This window comes from Ruania alkalisoli, from assembly GCF_014960965.1.
Lineage (GTDB): Bacteria > Actinomycetota > Actinomycetes > Actinomycetales > Beutenbergiaceae > Ruania > Ruania alkalisoli.
In genome coordinates this window covers 2,213,147-2,234,768 of record NZ_CP063169.1, presented here as the reverse complement: position 1 = coordinate 2,234,768, position 21,622 = coordinate 2,213,147, and the positions used below count along the sequence as shown (strand labels likewise).

The window sequence follows — 21,622 nt, the reverse complement described above, 5'->3', positions numbered from 1 at the left end:
GTGCCGGTCAGTGCGTGATGGCGATCCGGCGGTGCAGGGCGCGCAATGGCCGCGGGGCCCACCAGTTGCGGTGCCCCAGCAGCGTCATGGTGGCCGGCACCAGCAGCATCCGCACGAGGGTGGCGTCGATGATCACGGTGACGGCCAGGGCGAAACCGGCCTGCTTGATGACGACCAGTTCGCCGCTGACGAATCCGGCGAAGACCACGACGATGACGGCGGCGGCCGAGGTGATGATGCGGCCCGACTGCTGCAGACCGTCCCGGACGGCGGCGTCGTTGCCTTCCCGGCCCCCCGGTCCGGCGTCGTAGAACTCCTTGATCCGGGCGATGAGGAAGACCTCGTAGTCCATCGCGAGCCCGAACCCGAAGGCGACGACCACGGCCACGACGTAGGACTCCAGGCCGCCGACCGGTTCGAACCCCAGCAGACCGCTGAGGTTGCCCTCCTGGAAGACCCAGGTGGTCACCCCCACCGAGGCGGCCAGGGAGAGAAGGTTCACCACCAGGGCCTTCGCGGGCACCAGCACTGATCCGGTCATCGCGAACAGCAGGATGAAGGTGGCAAGCACCACCACACCCGCCGCGAGGGGGATTCCGGCGATGAGCGCCTCGGTGAAGTCGATCTGGTTGGCCGCCTGTCCGAACACCCAGTAGGTCGCCTCGGAGGACTCACGCAACTGGCGAATCTCATCCACGACGCCCTCGGCGGCGCTGCCTCCGGGGTCGACCGAGTCGGCCAGGTGCACTCCGAGCACCTCGTAGTCCTCGTCGAGACTCTGCGGGGGATCGAGCCGCTCGACACCGGCTACGTCGGCGATCTCATCGGAGAGTGTCTGCGCACCGCCGGACTCCGCGAGCACCTGCACAGGGGCGTCGGCCAGGGCTGGGTACTGCTCGTCGAGGGTGTCGATCACCCCCCGCTGCTCCGTTCCGGGTGGCAGCATCTCGACCGTCGAGTTGCGCAGCTGCAGTCCCAGCAACGGGGAGGCGAGCAGCATCAGGACCGCGGCCGTGCCGAGCATCACCCACCACGGATGGCGCTGGACGCGACCTGCCAGGGCAGAGAACAGCCCGCTCGTGGGTGCGGTCTCGCCGAACCTGCCCAGCACGGACCGCACGCCCGGGATGCGGGAGAGGGCACTCGGACGCAGCATCCGGCGGCCGCGCCAGGCCAGCAGGGCGGGGACCAGAGTCAGCGCGGAGAGCACGGCCAGCGCCACCACAGACACCCCGGCCGCACCGAGCGAGCGGAGAATGTCGGGGCGCAGCAGCAGCAGACCGGCGACCGCGACCGCGACGGTGATCGCCGAGAAGGTGACGGTCCGGCCGGCCGTGGTCAGAGTGCGCCGCGTGGCGCGGATCACGGCCGCATCACCCCGGCCCTTGCGGCGCTCCCGGCGCACACGACCCGTCGGGATCGGCCCGGTGGCGGCGAGCTGCGCCTCCTCCTCATCGACGGCTCGGCGGATCTCCTCCCGGAAGCGGGAGACGATCAGCAGCCCGTAGTCGATCGATAGGCCCAGCCCCAGCACGGTGACGACGTTGACCACCACCGATTCCAGATCGATGAGTGCTGAGAAGCCCCACAGCACAGCAAGTCCGCCGGCGATCGAGGCGAGCGCACCGGCCAGTGGCATGCCGGCTGCGAGGAAGCCGCCGAAGACGACGACCATGATCAGCAGGGAGATCGGCAGGGCGACCATCTCGCCGGTGGTGAGGTCCTCCTCCATCTGGTGAATGATCGCGTCGGTGATGAGCGTGCCGCTGGTCAGCTGCGCCTCGGCATCGATGTCCTCGGCGAAGGTGCGCAACTCGGCGAGGACGTCGTCATGGGCCGTAGCCTCGGCGTCGGCGTCGAGGGTGGGGGCGAGCTCGACGGTGACGATGAAGCCCGCGCCGTCCTCGGCCCTGAGCGCGGCTGCGGCCTCCGACTGCGGCCCTCCGGGGACGATGAACGGATCGATGACGGCGTCGACGCGGTCATCGGCGAGTAGGACTGAGTGCAACCGGGCAGCAGCGCGTGACGCCTCCGCGAGCGTCTCCGGGGAGTCCAGATCGACCCCGTCCATCACAGCCGTGACGCTCGCGCCCTGGTCACTGGCGTCCTCGATGATGGTGCGAGCCTCCTGGCTCTCGGAGCCGGGTACCCGAGGCTCGCCGCTGTGCAGGCGCTCGAACAGTCCACCGGCGCCGAATCCGGTCAGGGCGAGCGTGGCGGCCAGGGCTACGAGGACAACCCAGACGGCGACGATGCGACGAGGCGCGTGCGCGGTGAGGGCTCCGAGACGATCGAACACGTGCACATCATCGCAGGCAGGAGGGCCCGGTACAGGCGCGTAGGCTCTGGCGTGTGGATCTGTTCGAGGCAGCCGGGACCGACGACTCCGGGGTCCCGCAGGCATCGTCGACGGCGCCGCTCGCCGTGCGGATGCGGCCGGCACGTCCGGAGGAGGTGCTCGGTCAAGCCCACCTGCTGGAGTCCGGTTCGCCATTACGGCGCCTCATCGACCCGCACACCGCTGGTGCGCTGCCGCCGTCATCGGTGGTGCTGTGGGGGCCTCCCGGCACGGGAAAGACCACGTTGGCATACCTGGTGGCGCATGTCTCCGGGCGGCGTTTCGTGGAGTTGTCCGCCGTCACCGCGGGTGTGAAGGACGTGCGCACGGTGATTGCCGATGCGCGGCGGCGCCTGGCCGGATCGGGTGAGGAGACGGTGCTCTTCATCGACGAGGTGCACCGGTTCTCCAAGACGCAGCAGGATGCACTGCTGCCCGCAGTGGAGAACCGGTGGGTGACGTTGATGGCGGCCACCACCGAGAATCCGTCCTTTTCGGTGATCTCGCCGCTGCTGTCACGGTCGATCATGTTGACATTGCGTTCGCTGGAGACCGCCGACCTCGATGCGTTGATCGCGCGTGCGTTGACCGATGAGCGCGGGCTGTCCGGTCAGGTGGAATTGGACGAGGAGGCCCGGGAGTACCTGCTGCGGCTCGCCGGCGGCGATGCACGTAAGGCATTGACGATCCTCGAGGCGGCGGCGGGCACCGCGGTCGGGGCAGGGGCCGCCAGTATCAGCCTGGACGCGATGGAGCGCGCGATCGACGTGGCCGCAGTGAGGTACGACCGTGCCGGCGATCAGCACTACGACGTGATCAGCGCCTTCATCAAGTCGATGCGCGGCAGCGATGTGGACGCGGCATTGCACTACCTGGCCCGGATGGTGGTGGCGGGGGAGGACCCCCGGTTCATCGCCCGCCGGGTGGTGATCGCTGCCTCGGAGGACGTCGGGATGGCCGACCCCACGGCGCTGCAGACGGCCGTGGCCGCGGCGCAGGCGGTCGCACTGATCGGGATGCCCGAAGCGCGCATCATCTTGGCGCAGGCGGTGGTGCACGTCGCGAGTGCTCCGAAGTCGAACGCGTCCTATGCGGGGATCAACGCCGCCATCGCTGACGTGCAGGCCGGAAAGATCGGGCTCGTCCCGGCGCACCTGCGCGACTCGCACTACGCCGGCGCTCAGCGGATCGGCCACGGGGCCGGTTATGTGTACTCCCACGACGAACCGCACGGTGTGGCCCGGCAGGAGTACCTGCCGGAGGATCTCGCGGGAGCGCGCTACTACCAGCCCACCGACCGGGGTTTCGAACGCGCGCTGACGGAGCGGCTCGATCGGATCCGGTCGATGCTGGGGCGCTGATCTGCCGTGCACGTGCCTTCGTGAGATCCATCGGTGGTCACGATGGGGTAGAGTGTGGGGGTTGTCCGCACGGGCACGCCTGGGGTCTTAGCCGACGGAACGTTCCATTCGGGACGCCTCCCGGAGTTGGCCCCACACCCCGCTCCCCGCGAGTTCGTCTCGCGGAGTGTGGTGTGACGTCATCATCGACACGACAGGAAGATTCGCCGCATGGCATCGCAGAACCGCACGCGCCGGCAGGTCCGGCTTTCCCGTTCACTCGGACTAGCCCTCACGCCGAAGGCCGTCAAGTACTTCGAGAAGCGCCCCTACCCGCCGGGTGAGCACGGCCGCGCCCGTCGCCGGACCGACTCCGACTACGCCGTCCGTCTGAAGGAGAAGCAGCGTCTGCGCGCCCAGTACGGGCTCCGTGAGGCTCAGCTGCGCCGCGCCTTCGTCGAGGCCCGCCACGAGCAGGGCCTGACGGGTGAGTCGCTGGTCGAGTTGCTCGAGATGCGTCTGGACGCGCTGGTGCTGCGCGCCGGTTTCGGCCGCACCATCGCCCAGGCTCGCCAGGCGGTCGTGCACCGCCACATCCTCGTCGACGGCAAGCTGGTTGACCGTCCTTCCTTCCGGGTCAAGCCCGGCCAGGTCGTGCAGGTCAAGCCCCGCAGCCAGACGATGGTGCCGTTCCAGGTCGCCGCGGCCGGCGCCCACCGGGACGTCTTGCCCGCGGTGCCGGAGTACCTCGAGGTGCAGATCGAGAAGCTGCGCTTCGAGCTCACCCGCCGCCCGAAGCGTGCCGAGGTGCCGATCACCTGCGACGTGCAGCTGGTCGTCGAGCACTACTCGCGCTGATCTTCACGTGCGACGCCCCGGGCGAGGTCTTCACCGGCCACGCCCGGGGCGTTGTCGTCTCACTCGACGACCCGCACGCCCGGTAGGGTCACCCCAGAGCCTGTTCGCACGTCTCGGTAGGAGAACCACACCCCATGTCTGTAGGTGACATCGCCGGCCTCATCGCCGCGATCGCATTCGTGCTGCTGGTCGGCGCCCTCGCGGTGCCGTTGCTGAAGCTGGGCAGGGTGATGGACGAGGCTCGCAAGAGCCTTGCGGACGTCACCGAGCACACGCTGCCCGTGATCGACGAGGCCGCGGTCACGATCAGTTCGACCAACAGCCAGATCAGCAAGGTCGACACCGTGACCACGGCGGCGGCGGAGGTGTCGACGAATGTCTCGGCGCTGACGTCCCTGGTGGCTGCGACGGTCGGCGCACCGCTGATCAAGGTGGCCGCCTTCTCACTCGCCGTACGTGGCATGTTCGGCAAGGGGGAGAAGTCCAAGTGAAGCGACTCCTGTGGGTCGGTGTCGGCGTCGCCGTCACGGTGGTGGTCCTGCGCCAGGTGGGGAAGGCGAACGAACGCGTCGGCGCGATCGCGCGCGCGGTGAGCCCGGCGGGACTGGCCGAGTCCGTCACAACGCTCGCTGAGGCCGCCCGTGATCTGACCGACCAGCTGCGCAGCTCCATGGCCGAGCACGAGGACAGATTGACGGCGGCACTGCTGCCGAGCGAGGAGGAGCAGGCGCGCGCTCGCCAGAACCGCGCGGCCCGGAACGCTCCTGCCCTGTGGCCGGACGACATCGACGAGATCGACGACACGCTCTAGCACCCCTCACCCACGGGTGGCGCCGCACCCGGCGCCCCCTGGGTGCCCAGCCCCTGACGAAGCGACCGAACGAGAACCCATGCGTACCGCCGAGATCCGCAACCGCTGGCTGACCTACTTCGCCGACCGCGGTCACACCGTGGTGCCGAGCGCCCCGCTCGTCTCCCCGGACCCCTCGATCCTGTTCACGATCGCCGGGATGGTGCCGTTCATCCCGTACATCGTCGGCACGGAGAAGGCGCCGTACGCGCGGGCGGTCAGCGTCCAGAAGTGCATCCGCACCAACGACATCGAGAACGTGGGCGTCACCACCCGGCATGGCACGTTCTTCCAGATGTGCGGCAACTTCTCGTTCGGCGACTACTTCAAGACCGAGTCGATCGGGTTCTCCTGGGACCTGCTCACCTCGGGTGCGGACGCGGGCGGGTTCGGGCTGGACGGCGACCGGATCTGGGTCACCATCTGGAACGAGGACGCCGAGGCGGAGCGCGCGCTGCTCGATGTCGGCGTGGATCCGCGGCACATCGTCAAGCTTGCCCGCGAGGAGAACTTCTGGGATACCGGGCAGCCCGGTCCGGCCGGTCCCTGTGCAGAGTTCCACTACGATCGCGGCCCTGAGTACGGGCCGGAGGCCGAGGGCGGCACAGTCGACCCGGGTGGTGACCGGTACCTGGAGATCTACAACAACGTCTTCGACCAGTTCGTCCGCGGCCCCGGCACTGGCAAGGACTATGAGCTGCTGGGTGAGCTGGAGAGCAAGTCGATCGACACCGGTCTCGGCCTGGAGCGCCTCGCGTCACTGCTGCAGGGGCGCGAGAACCTGTACGAAATCGACCAGACCTACCCGCTGATTCAGACCACAGAGGAACTCTCCGGAGCGCGGTACCTGCTCGGTCAGAACTCACCCGCCCCCGACCAGGTGCGGATGCGGATCGTGGCCGATCACGTGCGCTCGGCCCTGATGCTGATCGGTGACGGCGTCCGGCCCGGCAACGATGGTCGCGGATACGTGCTGCGTCGCCTCATCCGCAGGGCCGTCCGTTCCGTGAAGCTGCTCGGCGTGGACGAGCCCGCCCTTCCGGCACTGATGCCGGTGGCCAAGGACGCCATGGCGGAGTCCTACCCGGAGCTCGAGACGCAGTTCCCCACCATCAGTCAGGTGGCCTACGAGGAGGAGGAGGCGTTCCGCCGCACCCTCGCGGCAGGAACGACGATCCTGGATACCGCCGTGCAGCGGGCGAAGTCCGCCGGAGCGGGCACCCGTGTCCAACTGCCCGGTAAGGAAGCGTTCGCGCTGCACGACACGTACGGCTTCCCGATCGACCTGACCCTGGAGATGGCGGCCGAGCAGGGTGTCGAGGTCGACGAGGCCGGATTCCGGTCCCTGATGTCGGAGCAGCGCCAGCGTGCGCGTGCCGATGCGCTGGCCAAGAAGACCGGTCACGTGGACTCGGCCGTCTATCAGTCCTTCCTGACGGCACTCGGTGGCCCCGACACGTTCCTCGGCTACACCGATCACGCCGCCCAGGCGCGCGTCATCGGTCTCGTGGTGGATGGGATTGCCTCACCTGTGGCCACGGCTCCGGCCGATGTTGAGGTCATCCTCGACCAGACCCCGTTCTACGCCGAGGCCGGTGGCCAGCTCGCCGACCAGGGCACCATCACCCTCGCCGGCGGTGGCGTCGTGGACGTGGCGGACGTGCAGTCCCCGGTGAAGGGGTTGCACGTGCACCGCGGAACGCTCACCGAGGGAACGGTTGCGGTGGACGAGCAGGCCGTGGCCACCATCGACAGTGACCGCCGCCGGGCGATCGCCCGGGCGCACACGGCCACCCACATGGTGCACAAGGCCCTACACGAGTTCCTCGGTGAGCAGGCCACGCAGGCCGGGTCCGAGAACGCGCCCTCGCGGCTGCGATTCGACTTCCGGCACGGTTCGTCGGTGCCGCACTCGGTGATCTCCGAGATCGATCAGCGGGTGAATGAACGCCTGGCCGACAACCTGGACGTCACAGACGCCACGATGAGCCTGGACGAGGCGCGGGCCCAGGGTGCAATGGCCCTGTTCGGTGAGAAGTACGGCGAGCGCGTGCGGGTGGTCTCCATCGGCGGTGACTGGTCGAAGGAGCTGTGTGCGGGTACTCACGTGCAGCGTTCGGGCGATCTCGGGCTCGTGACGGTGCTGGGAGAGTCCTCGATCGGCTCTGGTGTGCGCCGGATCGACGCCCTCGTCGGGCAGGGTGCCTACGACAACCAGGCGAAGGCGCATGCCCTCGTCGGGCAGATCTCTCAGCTCGTGGGTGCACGAGGGGAGGAACTCCCGGAGCGTATTGAGACGATCCTGGGTCGCCTCAAGGATGCGGAGAAGGAGTTGGCCACGCTCCGGCAGGGGCAGCTTTTGGCCCGCGCGGGTGAGCTGGCCGCTTCGGCCACCGAGCACGGGGGAGTGCGCGCGGTCACCGCCACGCTGGGGCAGCTCACCTCCGCCGACGACGTTCGCTCGCTGGTTCTGGACGTGCGCGACCGGTTGGGCTCCTCTGCACCGACTGTGGTTGCCCTCGGTGCGGTGGTCAAGGAACGTCCTGTGGTCGTGGTGGCCACGAACGACGGCGCACGTGCGGCCGGTGCGAAGGCTGGGGCGCTCGTGCGGACCGCAGCCACCCGGCTTGGTGGCGGCGGCGGGGGGAAGGATGACATCGCCCAGGGGGGCGGCACCGATGCTGGGGCGCTGGAGGAGGCGCTGCGGGCTGTGGCCGCTGACCTGGACGCGCTGGCGTGACTTTCCGCACAGGCGTGCGCATCGCCGTCGACGTCGGTTCGGTACGGATCGGCGTGGCTCGGTGTGATCTGCACGGAATCCTTGCCTCCCCGGTCCGCACGGTGTCGCGGTCGGGGGACCAAGAGGGGCTGCGTGAGCTTGCCGAGATCGTCGCCGAGTACGAGCCGATCGAGGTGCTCGTGGGTCTGCCACGGAGCCTCGACGGCGGTGAGGGCCCCGCAGCACTCAGCGTGCGGGCGTATTGTGGGCCCCTGGTCCGGGCGGTCCGTCCGATCCCGGTGCGTCTCGTCGACGAACGACTGACCACGGTGACAGCCCACCAGGTGCTGCATCAGGCCGGTCGCAAGTCGAAGCGGCACCGCGAGGTCGTGGACCAGGTGGCGGCGGTGACCATCCTGGAGGCAGCCCTCGACGCCGAACGACGTCAGGGACGGCCCCCGGGTGAGATCGTCCCGGACCCGGATAGTGAGAAGCAGCAGGGCGCTCATCCGGACGCTAACGTGGACGCTTCGACTCAGGAGGGCATGTGACCGACCTGTTCAACCAGGACTCCGTCAGTGCCGTCGACGCGCGTGAGCGGCGCACGGCCGAGAGACGCCGCCGTGCCCGGAAGCGAGCACAGCGGCGTCGCAACATCATCTCCTTCATCGTGATGATCGTCGCCCTCGGCCTGCTGGTCGGCGGTGGCTGGGTGCTGGTGCGCCCCTTGCTCAACCCCGACTCCGACCCCACCGTGGAGGTCACCGACTACCCGGGCCCGGGGTCCGGCGAGGTCGAGGTCGTGATCGAGGAGGGCTCCAGCGGCAGCGATATGGCCACGGCACTGGTCGAAGCCGATGTGGTGGCGACGCGGACCGCGTTCATCAATGCGTACAACGCCAATCCTGACGCCGCTGGCATCCAACCGGGCACCTACACGCTCATGCAGCAGATGAGCGCTGAGGACGCCGTCGCGACGATGCTCGATCCGGCCTCCCTGACCGGAAATCGGATCACCGTTCCCGAAGGCTGGCGGGCCAGTCAGATCTACGAGCGGATCGCGCAGCGTCTAGAGATCGAGGTCAGCGAGGTCGAGGCAGCTGCGGATGAAGTCGCTGCCGACTACCTGCCTGACGTCGCCGGTGGCGATATGGAGGGATGGCTCGCGGCGAGCACCTACAACATCCATCCGGAGGACACGGCTGAGGATGTTCTCCAGTCGATGATTGACCGTACGGGGGAGATGCTGGACAGTCTCGAGGTGCCCGCTGACGATCGTCAGGACGTACTGATCAAGGCATCGATCATCGAGGCTGAGGTCATCCGTGAGGATGAGCGGGCTCGTGTTGCGCTAGTCATTGAGAACCGCCTCGACGGGTGTAGTGGCGACGGTCGACTCGGGATGGACTCGACGGTTGCCTACGGGCTGGGCATCACGCTTGGTGAGGCATTGACGCAGGAACGTCTAGAGGCGGATACGTCGTACAACACCCGTATCAACCCGGGGCTTCCACCTGGTCCGATCGATTCTCCCGGACAGCTGTCGATCGAAGCGGTTCTTGACCCAGCTGAGGGGCAACTGTGCTACTTCGTCAGTGACCTCGAAACTGGTGAGTCACTCTTCGCAGAGACCCTCGATGAGCACAACGACAACCGAGCGATCATCAACGAACGCAGCAATGGTGATGACTGACCATGAACGGCACTATCTTGTGGCTGGAGTGACTCGCCGCGCCGCCGTCCTCGGCCACCCGGTGGCCCACTCACGCTCTCCCGTCCTCCACGCGGCCGCCTACGAGGCGCTCGGGCTGACCGACTGGGAGTATCAGCTTCACGACGTCGACGAGCACGAGCTGGCCGGGTTCCTGGAGCGCCTCGACGATTCCTGGGCGGGCCTGTCGCTGACGATGCCTCTCAAGCACGAGGCGCTACGACTCGCGGACCATGTGGACGGCTTGGCCAAGGTGGTGGGGGCGGCGAATACGCTGCTGCGACAGCCGGGCGGGTTGCTGGTGGCGGCCAACACCGATGTCCACGGGCTGGTGGCCTCGCTGCGTGAGGTAGCGCCTGCTGGGTGGCAGCCGCGTTCGGCCGTGATCGTCGGCGGTGGGGCGACGGCCTCGTCGGCACTGGCTGCGGTCGGCGAACTGGGTGTCCATCATCCGGTAGTGCTGGCGCGGTCTCTTGCGCGAGTCGGCGCCGTGCGCCGAGCGGCGGCCAAGACTGGCCTCGATCCGGAGTACGTCGCACTCGACCGGCCCGGAGCGCCTGAGCTGTTGCGTTCGGCGGACATCGTGATCCTGACGCTGCCGCAGCACGCGGCCGACCCCCTCGCGGAGTGGTTCACCGGCGCCAACCTCTCACCGTCGCAGGTGCTGCTCGATGCCGTCTACGCCGACTGGCCGACAGCTGCCGCGGCCGCCTGGGAGCAGGCGGGAGGGACAATCGCGAGCGGCTTCCTGATGCTGCTGCACCAGGCCTGCGAACAGGTGCGCCTCATGACCGGCCACGAGGCGCCCGTCGATGCCATGCGCCAAGCCCTCACCGACTCCTTGGCGCGTGCCTGACGTCGCCAGCGTCCTCCTCACCGGTCCAGGTAGCCGCGACATCGTCGCGGAGTTGCTCACTGAGCGCCGTGTAGTCGCTGCGCTCAGGTAGCCGCACGTACACATGCCCCGTGCGAGTACGCCAGGTGGTGATCCCGGTCCACGCGTCGCGCTCGACCGAGAATGCGCGTTCGGTCTTGCCCTGATGGTGGTGGCGGCACAACGCCTGCAGATTCGTCTCGACGGTCTGCGCCCACGCAGGCAGGGCTGGGTCGAACGGGACGATGTGGTCGATCTGGCACCGCCACGCCGGCACGAGGCATCCCGGGAAGCAACACGTCCGGTCACGGTCGACCACAACGCCGCGTAAGCGACGTGAGGGCGCGTAGCCGTCAGTGCAGACAAGCCCGAGTTCTGTCCGCATCACGGTCACCGGATCGGTGACACCACTCTCGCGACGCGGAGGGCTCGGCCCTGCCCGAGGGTCCGCAGCCGTGGTGATCGGACGAGTGGTGACTGAGGAGTGGCTGACCCGTGACTGTCCCGGGTTGCCCAGTCGGTGCAGGCGCATCCACGCCACCGTCGCCCTCGGATCGCTCCCGTCCGGGAGGTCCGGCGACCGGCGCCGCGGGAGGAACTCCCGCATCGGATCAAGGAGCTCCCGGAGCGTCGGCGCGGACACCGGAGCCGCTCCTGTCCCAGGCGCAGCCCCGATGGCGCCGTCGCCTGCCGGTGCGCGCCCAGCCAGTCGGCGCGCCGAGGCAGCCGAGATCGGCCCATATCCATGCAGTACCGCGGGCGTCTCGTCATCGCCAGCGAGCACGGGGACGGTCGCCGTGACGTGGACGGCCGCGCGGCGGCCGTGGCGTTCGGGGAGTGTGCGCCCGCCGGGGGTATGCCCGGTGGCGAGGATTTCCTGGAAGATCTGGGTGAACACGTCGGCGCGGCGCTGGTCCAGGGTGCGGTCGTCGTCCGCGGTGGTGTCCGCGGCGAGGGTGTCGACGCAGGTGTAGGCAGCGACGGCTTCCGCAGCCGGCACGTAGGCACCGACCCAGGCCATCTCGTGCCGCGTCGGTTCCAACATGACCCGCCGCCGGGCGTGGGCCTTCTCACGCTCACGCTGGGCTCCGGCCGGGTCGGCGGCGAGTACGGCCGCCTCCAGCTCGCGCCGCAGCTGCGGGGGCGTGTGTTCCTGCCCGTAGGCGGCTCCGTGCTCCTGAAGGGTGAGTGCGGCGGCCAGCTCCATCCCTTCGGTCGCGTCGGTGATCAGGTCCGCCTTGCGGGTCGTGATGAGCCCGCGCCCCAGTGCATCGGCCACGGCGGGCGCCTCGGCCAACGCGGCTGCGCGTCCGACCAGGGTCTCGGTCGCGTGGCCCGTGGTCGCCAGCCGAAGCGCGATCTCATCGCGTGTGTGCGAAATCCCGCGTGAACCCTGCCGCCGTTCCATCAGCTCGGCGACGAATGCTGCCTGCAACGCGCCGGCTCGGTTCACGATCCGGTCCGCGGCGGCGATCAACTCGATCAGCAACCCCTCGTCCGGAGTCCTCATCCCGTCGACCTCGGCCTCCAGTAGGCCTAGCAGTTCCGCTCCGGCCGGAGCCTCAGCCACCACTTCTGCTGCTTGCGAGCAGGAGGCGTCGAACGACCACCCCGGTGTGCCGCGGTCCACGTCCCTCGCCGCATCCACCCGGCCACGCAGTGTGGCGAGGCCACCACCTGGGGAGGGGACGCCGTCGGGCCCCTCACCAGAGCGGGTGGACGAGTGGTCTTCGAACATGTCCTTAGTTCACCACCGACCACTGACACTGGCGTGCTGGTGCGGATCTGGGCGCCAGCAGGCCGCTGTCCACAGGTCGGGTTTCCGTTTCAGCGACGACGCGACCGACGCTGCCATGATGGGCGGATGTGGGGATCGGTTGCCGGGGCGCTGCTGCTGGGAATGACGGCGTGGGCGAGCACAGGACTGGTGCGCCGTTGCACGTCCGTGATGCCAGTCAACTCGACCACAGCGAGTACCTCCCGCCACGCGGGCAACCGCTGGATGCGCTGGCGGATCCACATCCTGCTGGCGGCGCTGACAGGTGCCGGGGTCATGGCACTCCCCGTCGGGCCGGTCGTCCAGGCGACCCTCGCTGCCGCCGGTCTCGGGCTCGCACTCCTGGTCACTGTCGACCTCGCGGTGCACCGGCTCCCGGACCGGCTGGTCGGCGCCGTCGCTGTCGTGGTACTGACCGGTCTGCTGGCATCAGTCCTCCTCGGAGAGGGGAGCTGGACGGATCTGGGACGTGCCGCCGTCGCCGGCATCGCCGTGGGTGCAGGCTTCCTCGTGCTGTGCCTGCTGACGCCCGCCGGCCTGGGACTCGGCGACGCCAAGCTCGCAGCGGTCCTCGCCACGCTGCTCGGCTGGTTCTCCTGGTCGGCAGTACTCGCCGGTATCGTGCTTGCCTTCGTCACCGGCGGCCTCGTGGCTCTCGCACTGCTGGTGGCCCGGCGAGCCGGGCGCCGCACCCCGATCGCATTCGGACCGTTCCTCAGCCTCGGGGCCGCACTGGCCGTGGCGGTCGCTACGACGGCCCCGGCGTGAGGGTGACTCGCGTCCTGGACACGCCCTCAAGACCAACCCGCAACCGTGGGAGGATGTCGCCATGCTCCGATGGTTGACCGCAGGCGAGTCGCATGGCCCCGCAGTTCTGGGGATCCTCGAAGGGGTCCCGGCTGGTGTGGAGATCACCACCGACGACGTGGCCGGGGCGCTGGCCAGGCGACGGCTGGGCTACGGACGCGGCGCCCGGATGAAGTTCGAGCAGGACGCCGTCCGGCTACTCGGAGGTGTCCGGCACGGGCGCACCATGGGTGGCCCGGTGGCCATCGAGATCGGCAACTCCGAGTGGCCCAAGTGGGAACAGGTGATGTCCGCCGATCCGGTGGACACCTCCGTGCTGGACATCGACGCCGGCACCGGTGACGCCCGCGAGCAGGCCCGCAACAAGCCGCTGACCCGCCCCCGGCCCGGCCATGCCGATCTGGTGGGGATGGCGAAGTACCACCTCGATGACGCTCGTCCCGTGCTCGAACGCGCCTCGGCCCGGGAAACGGCCACCCGCGTGGCTCTCGGCCGGGTAGCGGCCGCCCTCCTGGAGCAAGCGGCCGGCGTTCGGCTCGTCTCACACGTGGTCCAGACGGGTCCGATCAGCGTGCCCGAGGATGCTGCACTGCCTGGACCGGACGACGTCGGCGCGCTCGACGCCGACCCCGTGCGCTGCTTTGACCCCGAGAGCTCGGCCCGGATGGTCGCCGAGATCGACGATGCCAAGAAGTCCGGCGACACCCTCGGTGGCGTGGTGGAGGTGTTGGCCTACGACGTGCCGCCCGGGGTGGGCAGTTACGTGCACTCCGACCGTCGCCTGGACGCCCGGCTCGCGGGTGCACTCATGAGCATCCAGGCCATCAAGGGAGTCGAGGTCGGCGACGGTTTCCGCACCGCCGGCCGGCGTGGCTCCGTCGCTCACGACGAGATCGTGCGGGACGCCGACGGGCACCTCACCCGCCAGACCAATCGTGCCGGCGGTGTCGAAGGGGGAATGGCGAACGGTCAGGTCCTACGGGTCCGGGCTGCTCTCAAGCCGATCTCGACTGTCCCGCGGGCGCTCGCCACCGTGGACGTGGCCACCGGTGAGGCAGCGACGGCACTGCACCAGCGTTCGGATGTGTGCGCTATCGCCCCCGCCGCCGTGGTCGCCGAGGCCATGGTGGCCCTGGTGGTGGCGGAGTCGTTGCTGGAGAAGTTCGGCGGCGACTCGATCTCGGAGACGGCGCGCAATGTGCGCACCTACCTGGAGTCCATCCCGGAGCACATGCGATGAGCCCCCGTACCCCCCGCCTCGTGCTCATCGGCCCGCCCGGTGCCGGGAAGTCGACGGTCGGTCATCTGCTGGCCGAATCCCTCGGCGTCACCTTCCGCGATACCGACGCCGACGTCGAGGCGACGGAGGGTCGCGCCATCTCCGACATCTTCGTCGATGACGGCGAACCGTACTTCCGCCGCGTCGAGCGAGCTGCCGTCCAGCGTGCCCTGGGCGAGCACGACGGCATCCTCGCCCTGGGTGGGGGAGCGATCCTCGATCCGGATACGCAGGCCGACCTCACCGGACACTCCGTGGTGTTCCTCTCGGTCGGTCTGGCCGACGCCGCCGGGCGGGTCGGGCTGACCACCAGCCGCCCCCTGCTGCTGGGCAGCCCCCGCCGTCAGTGGCAAGAGCTGATGGAGGCCCGGCGAGCGATCTACGAAGGGCTCGCGACCGTCATCGTGCGCACTGACGGGCTCAGCCCGGAGGAGGTCCGTGACCTCATCCTCGCGGAGGTGGGAGCGTGAGCGAGCCGGTCACCGTGCAGGTGCGCGCCGAGCACGACTATGACGTGCTCATCGGCTCCGGACTGCTGGACCGGCTGCCCGCACTAGTCGGTGACGGCGTAGCCCGGGTCTTCCTGATGCACCCACCAGCCCTGGCCGAGCAGGCGGCCGCAGTCGCGGGACGGCTGACGGCGGCCGGCTACGGGGTCCGGACGCACCAGCTCCCCGACGCCGAGCAAGCCAAGACGGTCGAGACGGCGGCAGGCTGCTGGGCAGCGTTGGGACAGAATGCCTTCACCCGGACCGATGTGGTGATCGGGCTCGGTGGAGGAGCCACCACCGACCTCGCCGGCTTCGTCGCCGCTACGTGGTTGCGGGGCGTACGCGTGATCCAGATCCCGACGACCGTCCTTGCCATGGTTGACGCTGCGGTGGGTGGCAAGACGGGCATCAACACCGACGAGGGCAAGAACCTCGTCGGTGCCTTCCACTCACCGGGTGCTGTGGTGTGCGATCTGGACTGGTTGCGTACATTGCCCGAGGCGGACCTGCGGGCGGGCATGGCCGAGGTGGTCAAGTGCGGCTTCATCGCCGACCCGCGGATCCTGGAGCTGGTGGAAGCCGATCCTGCCGCCGCGATGGATCCGGCCGGCCCGGTACTGGCAGAACTGATCCGTCGAGCTGTCCAGGTCAAGGCCGATGTGGTCTCGGCGGACCTGAAGGAGTCGTCGCTGCGGGAGGTGCTCAATTACGGGCACACCTTCGCTCACGCGGTCGAGCACTACGAGAAGTACCGGTGGCGGCACGGGGAGGCGGTCGCCGTCGGAATGGTGTTCGTGGCCGAGCTGGCCCACGGGGCGGGCTTGATCGACCTCGCGCTGCTCCAGCGCCACCGGGACGTCCTGACCGCGCTGGGACTTCCGACGCGCTACCGGCCCGGCGTGTGGGAGGAGCTGCGGACAGCGATGGGGCGGGATAAGAAGACCCGCGGGGCCACGCTGCGCTTCGTCGTGCTGGAGGCACTGGCACGTCCGACCCGCCTGGTGGGACCCGACCCCGCCCTGCTCGACGCCGCCTATGCTGCGATCACCGGGGAGTGAGAGATGACTGACGTGCTGGTGTTGAACGGTCCCAACCTGGGCCGTCTGGGGAGCCGGGAGCCGGACGTGTACGGCCACCTGGATCACCCCGGCCTGGCCCAGCGGGTGCTCGGGTGGGCCGCCGAGTTGGGTTGTGAGGCCGAGGTGCGTCAGACCGACGACGAGGCTGAGCTGATGGCATGGCTGCACGAAGCAGTCGATACGCGCCGGGATGTGGTGCTGAACCCGGCGGCGTTCACCCACTACTCGTATGCGCTGCGGGATGCGGCCGCCCAGGTGACCACCGGCGGGTTGCGCCTGATCGAGGTGCATCTGAGCAACCCAGCCTCACGAGAGCGATTCCGGCACACCAGCGTGATCGCGGGCGTCGCCACGGGAACGATTGCGGGTTTCGGTGTCGATTCCTATCGCCTGGCCCTCCAGGCTTTGGTACATCAGGCGTAGAGCCTTGATTGTCCGGCATCAAGGTATAGGCCTTGATAGAAGGAGATCAGTGCCTTAACCTTGATTCATGTTCGTCGTGACCGCCGACCAGAACGCCTCCCGGCGTCGAGGGGATCTCGTTCCCGAGACGCTGGAACACCTGCAGCACATCGGTACCGACCTCGAGTTCACGCTGCCGTTCGAGCGCACGGTGGGCGACGAGATCCAAGGCGTCCTGGCATCGGCTGCCAGTACTCTCCGGATCGTCCTTGCACTGCATCGCCGCCAGGACTGGAGCGTGGGCATCGGCGTGGGGGAGGTGGACCGTCCCCTCGCCGAGAGCTCCCGGGCGTCGTCGGGTCCGGCGTTCCTCCACGCTCGTGAGGCTGTCGAACGCGCGCGCGGTCGCACGGTCCCGGTCCCGATGGCTGTCACCGCCGACGATGACGACAGTGCCGGTGAGGTCGAGGCCCTGCTCCAGCTCCTCGCCTCTGTGGTGCGACGACGCACCACAGCCGGGTGGGAGGCGATCGACCTGCTGATGGCCACCGGTGGCACCGGGCGCGAGATCGCTGCCGAGCTGCGCATCTCTCCCCAGGCCGTCAGCGACCGGCTGCGGACCGCGATGTGGGATGAAGAGCGCGCAGTCCACCCCCTCGCGGAGCGCCTCCTGGCGTCGTTGGACAAGCCTGCTAAGCAGGCATCATGAACGTCGGCGAGATTCTCCTCACCGTGGCCGTCGCCTGCCTTGCCCTGGGTGTCTCCGCCGGTGTCGGCGCGCCCCTGACGGGATGGCTGCTCGGCCGTATCGCCCGGCGCACCGAGCCGGAGAATGAGCCAGGAGATCAGCCAGAGGATGCGCAGGCGCTCGAGCCGGAGCCGACAGCCGCGGAGGTTCTTCGCGGCGGACTGTGGATCGGGATTCTCGAACGGTTCGCCATCACCGGGTGCATCCTCGTCGGCTACCCCGCCGGGATAGCCGTCATCGTCGCGATCAAGGGCCTGGGACGGTTCCGCTCTCTGGACGGCCATGCCAACGTCGCCGAGCGGTTCCTCGTCGGAACGCTCGCCTCGTACCTGTGGGCCGCCCTCATCGGTCTCGGGGGCCTGGCTTTGTTCCATCTGATCGGCTGAGGCGCGCTCGAACGCCCGGGCACGTTACCCTGAGTGCCGCACCGGGCCCGGCTTCTTGCCGCCAGCCCGTCCCGACCAACCCTGTAGTGAGGAAGATCGCGTGGCAACGACCAACGACCTGAAGAACGGCACCGTGCTCAACATCGACGGGCAGCTGTGGTCCGTCGTGGAGTTCCAGCACGTCAAGCCGGGCAAGGGGCCCGCGTTCGTCCGGACCAAGCTCAAGGGCGTGACCTCCGGCAAGGTCGTCGCCAAGACCTTCAACGCCGGCGTCAAGGTGGAGACCGCGAACGTCGACCGCCGGGACATGCAGTATCTCTACGTCGACGGCACCGGCTACGTCTTCATGGACACCAGCGACTACGAGCAGATCACCGTGCCCGAGGACGTCGTCGGTGACGCCAAGAACTTCCTCCTCGAAGGTGCTGAGGTGATCGTGGCCCTGCACGAAGCACTGCCGCTGTACATCGACCTGCCCGCCTCGGTGGTCATGGAGATCACCTACACCGAGCCCGGACTCCAGGGCGACCGTTCCACCGGCGGCACCAAGCCGGCCACGATCGAGACCGGCTACCAGATCCAGGTCCCGCTCTTCCTGGAGGCCGGCACGAAGGTCAAGGTCGACACTCGTACGGGTGACTACCTCGGCCGTGTGAACGACTAGCAGATGGCCGCACGCACGAAGGCGCGCAAACGAGCCGTGGACGTCCTGTACGAGGCCGACCAGCGCGCCGTCGCAGCCCAGTCGGATCCAGCCGCATCCGATCCTGGCCGCCCGACCCCGGTTTCGGTCCTCGCTGAACGCCTGATCGAACCTGGCACCCAGACCGCCCTGCCGCAGTACTCGGTCGAGATCGTCGAAGGGTTCGCAGCACACGCGGAGCGCATCGACGAGGTTCTTGCCACCTTCTCCCAGGGATGGACGCTGGAGCGGATGCCGAGTGTCGACCGCGCGATTCTGCGGGTGGGCACCTGGGAAGTGCTCTACAACGACGAAGTGGACGCCGCGGTCGCGATCGACGAGGCGGTGGGGCTGGCGCGAGAGCTCAGCACCGACGACTCACCCGGGTTCGTCAACGGCCTTCTCGGCCGGATAGCCGAGCTGGGGCCGAACCTGGTGGACTGACGTGCCGACCCCAGCCCCCGACCCACAGCCCGAGATGCCCAACCGGCTCCGGGCCGCCTACGCCGCCGGGTCGGTGGGCACCGGGGGATTCGGCACGTTGCCCGGCCTGGTGCTCAGCTACTACCTCACCGACACCCTCGGAGTCGCCGCCGGTCTTGCCTCACTGGTGGTCACGGTCCCCAAGATCTGGGACGTAGTCGTCGATCCGCTGGTCGGCCGGTTGAGCGACGCCAGTGCCCGTCGCACCGGGTCACGGGCACCGATCATGCTGGTCGGCGCGATCAGCCTCCCGGTCGCCTTCACGTTGCTGTTCGCCGCACCCTGGACCGGTGGCGCGGCTGCAGTCTGGGTCGTCGGGGCCTTCTTGCTGGCCACCACCGCCTTCTCCCTGTTCCAAGTGCCCTACATCGCCCTTCCGGCCGAGCTCGCACCGACTCCCGCAGCCCGCACCCGGCTGCTCGCCCCGCGCATCGCCGTCCTGGCCCTGGCCATCCTGGCCTTCGGTGGAGGAGGTCCGATCGTGCGCGACGCTGCCGGATCGGGTCGTACCGGCTACCTGGTGATGGCCGTCGTGACCGGCGTGGTCATGGCTGCAGGCATGGTGGTCGCGGCCCTCGGCGCCAGGAGACGTGGCACAACCAGCACCCCCGCACGTGGACCGTCTTCACAGCGGCAGGGGAGCATCCTGGCCGCCTATCGCAGCGCCATCGATGTGCTGCGGGACAGCGCCCCGTTGCGGGCGCTCCTGGCGGCATTCGTGCTGCAGGCACTCGCTGCCGGTGCGATGCTGGCAGCGGCTCAGTACGTCGCCACCTATGTGCTCGGCCAGGAGAGCGCCGTCACCGGACTCTTCATCGCCCTCGTGGCACCGGCGCTGCTGGTGATGGCCCCCGCCCGTCGTCTCGCCGACCGCGTAGGCAAGAAACGCGCGTTCGTGGCGAGCAGTCTGCTGTTCGCGCTCGCTACGGCGTCCTTGATGTTCATGACGGCGGCCGTGGGCTGGTGGGTGTACCTCGCCGTCGCCGTGGCCGGGGTTGCCTACGCCGGGATGCAGCTGTACCCGCTGGCCATGCTGCCGGACGTGATCGCCCACGACACCCATGCCCGCCCCGCCGGTCACGACCGCGCCGGCGTGATCGCCGGTGTCTGGACGGCGGGGGAGACCGCCGGTCTGGCGCTCGGCCCGACGCTCGCGCTCGCTGTGCTCGCCGTCAGCGGATTCGTCTCCAGCGCAGGTGAGGGGCCCGCGGTTCAGCCTGGCTCGGCCCTGACCGCCGTCGTGGTGATCTTCAGCGCGCTCCCGGCCCTGCTGGCGGGAGTCTCGTTGTTCCCGTTGGCCCGTTACCGCGACCACCAGCCGTTCACGGAGGCTCGATGACCGACGACGATACGACCCGCATCCTTGCCGAACTGGCACAGATCCGGCGAGCAGACCCGCCCACCCACGGCGGCCGGGTGTTGTCCTACGTCTACGATCACGGCCGTCCCGAGCTCGATCGGATCGCGGCGGAGGCGGCCGCGATGTTCCTCCCCGTGAACGGCCTCGACCCGACGACGTTCTCCTCCGTGGCACGCCTGGAGCGAGATCTGGTGCGTTTCACCCGATCGGTACTCCACGGCGATGAGGACGTGGTCGGTTCGGTCACGTCCGGAGGCACCGAGTCCTGCCTGCTGGCCGTGAAGTCCGCGCGAGAGGGCTGGCTGGCCCAGCAAGGCCGTCGTGCCGGTGACCCCGGCGGCCCACGGCCCGAGGTGGTCATGCCCACGACGGCGCACCCCGCCTTCCGTAAGGCGGCTCACTATCTCGGCCTCGTTCCCGTGGAGGTCCCGGTCGATCCCGCCACGGGGATGGTCGACGCCGACGCCCTGCTCTCCGCGGTCACGGCCGCCACTGCTCTCGTCGTGGTCAGTGCACCGAACTATCCGTTCGGCACCATCGATCCGATCGCGCGGGTTGCTGATGGGGCGGCGCGGCTCGGCGTCGCCGTGCACGTCGACGCCTGTATCGGAGGGTGGCTGCTGCCCTGGTGGCCCGAGGGCGCGGCCGGCGAGCCGTGGGACTTCGCTGTCGACGGCGTCACCTCCATCTCGACCGACTTGCACAAGTACGGCTACGCCCCGAAAGGAGCCTCGGTCGTGCTGTACCGGGGGCGCCAACGCCACCGCGGGCAGTACTTCGCCACCACAGGCTGGCCCGGGTACCCCGTGGTCAATCCCACGATGCTCGGCTCGCGCTCGGCGACCGCGATGGCGGCAGCATGGGCAGTTACCCAGGCGCTCGGCACTCAGGGGTACGCCGACCTGGTGGCGCAGACCGCTGCGGCTACCGGTGCTGTGCGCCGGGCGATCGACGGCCTCAGCGGCCTCAGCGTGGTCGGAGACCCCGCCGCTGCCCTGCTAGCGGTGGCCGCGGATCCGGACCGGGCTCCAGCTCACCAGGTCGATCCATTCGCCTGGGTCGATGCCGTGCGCCGGCGCGGATTCCTGCTGCAGGCCCAACCCGCCTTCGCTCAAGGCGATGGGTCCGTACTGCCGCGCACGGCACACCTGACCTTCACCCCGGTCACCGAGTCCGTGACCCGTGAGCTGGTTGCCGCACTGCGTGACGGTGCCGATGAGGTCCGCGGTCGTGCGGCGCCTGGGCCACAACCCGATCTGGTGGAGCGGGTGATCACCGGTGGTCTGCCGGAGGAGATGGCCCCGGTCCTGTCCACCCTGGAGGCAATGGACGGTGACGCTGCACCTGCCGCCCTGACGTCGCTGCTCGCATCGGTGATCGACCCAGACGTGGGCCACGACACAGACGGCGCTGCAGACGCCTGATCGTGCCCGCGACC

General features: G+C 69.1%; 21 protein-coding genes. 19 read left to right on the top strand and 2 right to left on the bottom strand.

Annotation, left to right across the window (positions count from 1 at the left end; all coding sequences use genetic code 11):
• Positions 1-7 precede the first annotated feature (7 nt).
• Positions 8-2,299, bottom strand: coding sequence for an MMPL family transporter (locus tag IM660_RS09945; RefSeq protein WP_246464884.1), 2,292 nt, complete (start codon positions 2,297-2,299; stop codon positions 8-10).
• A 53-nt stretch (positions 2,300-2,352) separates the two neighbouring features.
• Between IM660_RS09945 and IM660_RS09940 the strand changes: the two genes are divergently transcribed.
• The 8 genes from IM660_RS09940 (at position 2,353) to IM660_RS09905 (ending at position 10,672) form a co-directional block, all read left to right on the top strand.
• Positions 2,353-3,699, top strand: coding sequence for a replication-associated recombination protein A (locus tag IM660_RS09940; protein WP_193495133.1), 1,347 nt, complete (start codon positions 2,353-2,355; stop codon positions 3,697-3,699).
• A gap of 210 nt (positions 3,700-3,909) precedes the next feature.
• Positions 3,910-4,536: a 30S ribosomal protein S4 gene (gene rpsD, locus IM660_RS09935; protein ID WP_193495131.1), complete on the top strand. Its 627-nt coding sequence runs from the start codon at positions 3,910-3,912 to the stop codon at positions 4,534-4,536.
• Between the two features lie 134 nt (positions 4,537-4,670).
• Complete coding sequence (locus IM660_RS09930; protein WP_159620830.1) at positions 4,671-5,027, top strand: DUF948 domain-containing protein; 357 nt, start codon at positions 4,671-4,673, stop codon at positions 5,025-5,027.
• On the top strand, positions 5,024-5,347 hold the full coding sequence (locus tag IM660_RS09925) for a hypothetical protein (RefSeq protein WP_193495123.1): 324 nt from the start codon (positions 5,024-5,026) through the stop codon (positions 5,345-5,347). Before IM660_RS09930 ends, IM660_RS09925 begins: the two co-directional genes overlap by 4 nt.
• A gap of 79 nt (positions 5,348-5,426) precedes the next feature.
• Entirely contained in the window at positions 5,427-8,126 is a 2,700-nt protein-coding gene (alaS, locus tag IM660_RS09920; RefSeq protein ID WP_193495121.1) for an alanine--tRNA ligase, read from the top strand.
• Positions 8,123-8,656, top strand: a complete 534-nt coding sequence (gene ruvX, locus IM660_RS09915) for a Holliday junction resolvase RuvX (protein ID WP_246464883.1) — start codon at positions 8,123-8,125, stop codon at positions 8,654-8,656. The genes alaS and ruvX overlap by 4 nt, the downstream gene beginning before the upstream one ends.
• Entirely contained in the window at positions 8,653-9,798 is a 1,146-nt protein-coding gene (gene mltG / locus IM660_RS09910; RefSeq protein WP_193495120.1) for an endolytic transglycosylase MltG, read from the top strand. The genes ruvX and mltG overlap by 4 nt, the downstream gene beginning before the upstream one ends.
• On the top strand, positions 9,791-10,672 hold the full coding sequence (locus tag IM660_RS09905; protein ID WP_193499135.1) for a shikimate dehydrogenase: 882 nt from the start codon (positions 9,791-9,793) through the stop codon (positions 10,670-10,672). The genes mltG and IM660_RS09905 overlap by 8 nt, the downstream gene beginning before the upstream one ends.
• On the opposite strand, the gene IM660_RS09900 is transcribed toward IM660_RS09905, so the two are convergent.
• A complete protein-coding gene (locus IM660_RS09900; RefSeq protein WP_193499134.1) occupies positions 10,647-12,428 on the bottom strand; it encodes an HNH endonuclease signature motif containing protein in 1,782 nt (593 codons plus the stop codon). The two genes, IM660_RS09905 and IM660_RS09900, sit on opposite strands and share 26 nt — an antisense overlap.
• Positions 12,429-12,554: 126 nt before the next feature.
• Between IM660_RS09900 and IM660_RS09895 the strand changes: the two genes are divergently transcribed.
• The 11 genes from IM660_RS09895 to IM660_RS09845 all read left to right on the top strand — a co-directional run bounded on the left by IM660_RS09895 (position 12,555) and on the right by IM660_RS09845 (position 21,608).
• The gene (locus IM660_RS09895) at positions 12,555-13,235 is read left to right on the top strand and encodes a prepilin peptidase (RefSeq protein ID WP_193499133.1); all 681 of its coding nucleotides are present in this window, start codon (positions 12,555-12,557) and stop codon (positions 13,233-13,235) included.
• A 61-nt stretch (positions 13,236-13,296) separates the two neighbouring features.
• Complete coding sequence (gene aroC, locus IM660_RS09890; protein ID WP_193499132.1) at positions 13,297-14,514, top strand: chorismate synthase; 1,218 nt, start codon at positions 13,297-13,299, stop codon at positions 14,512-14,514.
• Positions 14,511-15,023 carry a shikimate kinase gene (locus tag IM660_RS09885; protein WP_193499131.1) on the top strand — a complete coding sequence of 171 codons (513 nt, stop codon included), beginning with the start codon at positions 14,511-14,513 and terminating at the stop codon, positions 15,021-15,023. The genes aroC and IM660_RS09885 overlap by 4 nt, the downstream gene beginning before the upstream one ends.
• Positions 15,020-16,102 (top strand): 3-dehydroquinate synthase, encoded by a 1,083-nt coding sequence (gene aroB, locus IM660_RS09880; RefSeq protein ID WP_193499130.1) that lies wholly within the window; start codon positions 15,020-15,022, stop codon positions 16,100-16,102. Before IM660_RS09885 ends, aroB begins: the two co-directional genes overlap by 4 nt.
• A 3-nt stretch (positions 16,103-16,105) precedes the next feature.
• Positions 16,106-16,546, top strand: a complete 441-nt coding sequence (locus IM660_RS09875; protein ID WP_193499129.1) for a type II 3-dehydroquinate dehydratase — start codon at positions 16,106-16,108, stop codon at positions 16,544-16,546.
• Between the two features lie 67 nt (positions 16,547-16,613).
• Positions 16,614-17,234, top strand: a complete 621-nt coding sequence (locus tag IM660_RS09870) for a SatD family protein (protein ID WP_193499128.1) — start codon at positions 16,614-16,616, stop codon at positions 17,232-17,234.
• Positions 17,231-17,659: a hypothetical protein gene (locus IM660_RS09865; RefSeq protein WP_193499127.1), complete on the top strand. Its 429-nt coding sequence runs from the start codon at positions 17,231-17,233 to the stop codon at positions 17,657-17,659. The genes IM660_RS09870 and IM660_RS09865 overlap by 4 nt, the downstream gene beginning before the upstream one ends.
• Positions 17,660-17,759: 100 nt before the next feature.
• Positions 17,760-18,323, top strand: coding sequence for an elongation factor P (gene efp / locus IM660_RS09860; RefSeq protein ID WP_193499126.1), 564 nt, complete (start codon positions 17,760-17,762; stop codon positions 18,321-18,323).
• A 3-nt stretch (positions 18,324-18,326) separates the two neighbouring features.
• Positions 18,327-18,785, top strand: a complete 459-nt coding sequence (nusB, locus tag IM660_RS09855; RefSeq protein WP_193499125.1) for a transcription antitermination factor NusB — start codon at positions 18,327-18,329, stop codon at positions 18,783-18,785.
• Between the two features lies 1 nt (position 18,786).
• Positions 18,787-20,163: an MFS transporter gene (locus tag IM660_RS09850; RefSeq protein ID WP_246465248.1), complete on the top strand. Its 1,377-nt coding sequence runs from the start codon at positions 18,787-18,789 to the stop codon at positions 20,161-20,163.
• Positions 20,160-21,608 carry a pyridoxal phosphate-dependent decarboxylase family protein gene (locus tag IM660_RS09845; RefSeq protein ID WP_193499124.1) on the top strand — a complete coding sequence of 483 codons (1,449 nt, stop codon included), beginning with the start codon at positions 20,160-20,162 and terminating at the stop codon, positions 21,606-21,608. The genes IM660_RS09850 and IM660_RS09845 overlap by 4 nt, the downstream gene beginning before the upstream one ends.
• Positions 21,609-21,622: the final 14 nt, after the last annotated feature.

Excerpts from the sequence above, each read along its gene's own strand:
- rpsD (WP_193495131.1), top strand. The coding sequence starts at position 3,910 with ATGGCATCGCAGAACCGCACGCGCCGGCAGGTCCGGCTTTCCCGTTCA.
- IM660_RS09930 (WP_159620830.1), top strand. The coding sequence starts at position 4,671 with ATGTCTGTAGGTGACATCGCCGGCCTCATCGCCGCGATCGCATTCGTG.
- alaS (WP_193495121.1), top strand. The coding sequence starts at position 5,427 with ATGCGTACCGCCGAGATCCGCAACCGCTGGCTGACCTACTTCGCCGAC.
- IM660_RS09905 (WP_193499135.1), top strand. The coding sequence starts at position 9,791 with ATGACTGACCATGAACGGCACTATCTTGTGGCTGGAGTGACTCGCCGC.
- IM660_RS09900 (WP_193499134.1), bottom strand. The coding sequence starts at position 12,428 with ATGTTCGAAGACCACTCGTCCACCCGCTCTGGTGAGGGGCCCGACGGC.
- IM660_RS09895 (WP_193499133.1), top strand. The coding sequence starts at position 12,555 with ATGTGGGGATCGGTTGCCGGGGCGCTGCTGCTGGGAATGACGGCGTGG.
- aroC (WP_193499132.1), top strand. The coding sequence starts at position 13,297 with ATGCTCCGATGGTTGACCGCAGGCGAGTCGCATGGCCCCGCAGTTCTG.
- IM660_RS09885 (WP_193499131.1), top strand. The coding sequence starts at position 14,511 with ATGAGCCCCCGTACCCCCCGCCTCGTGCTCATCGGCCCGCCCGGTGCC.
- IM660_RS09875 (WP_193499129.1), top strand. The coding sequence starts at position 16,106 with ATGACTGACGTGCTGGTGTTGAACGGTCCCAACCTGGGCCGTCTGGGG.
- IM660_RS09870 (WP_193499128.1), top strand. The coding sequence starts at position 16,614 with ATGTTCGTCGTGACCGCCGACCAGAACGCCTCCCGGCGTCGAGGGGAT.
- IM660_RS09865 (WP_193499127.1), top strand. The coding sequence starts at position 17,231 with ATGAACGTCGGCGAGATTCTCCTCACCGTGGCCGTCGCCTGCCTTGCC.
- nusB (WP_193499125.1), top strand. The coding sequence starts at position 18,327 with ATGGCCGCACGCACGAAGGCGCGCAAACGAGCCGTGGACGTCCTGTAC.
- IM660_RS09845 (WP_193499124.1), top strand. The coding sequence starts at position 20,160 with ATGACCGACGACGATACGACCCGCATCCTTGCCGAACTGGCACAGATC.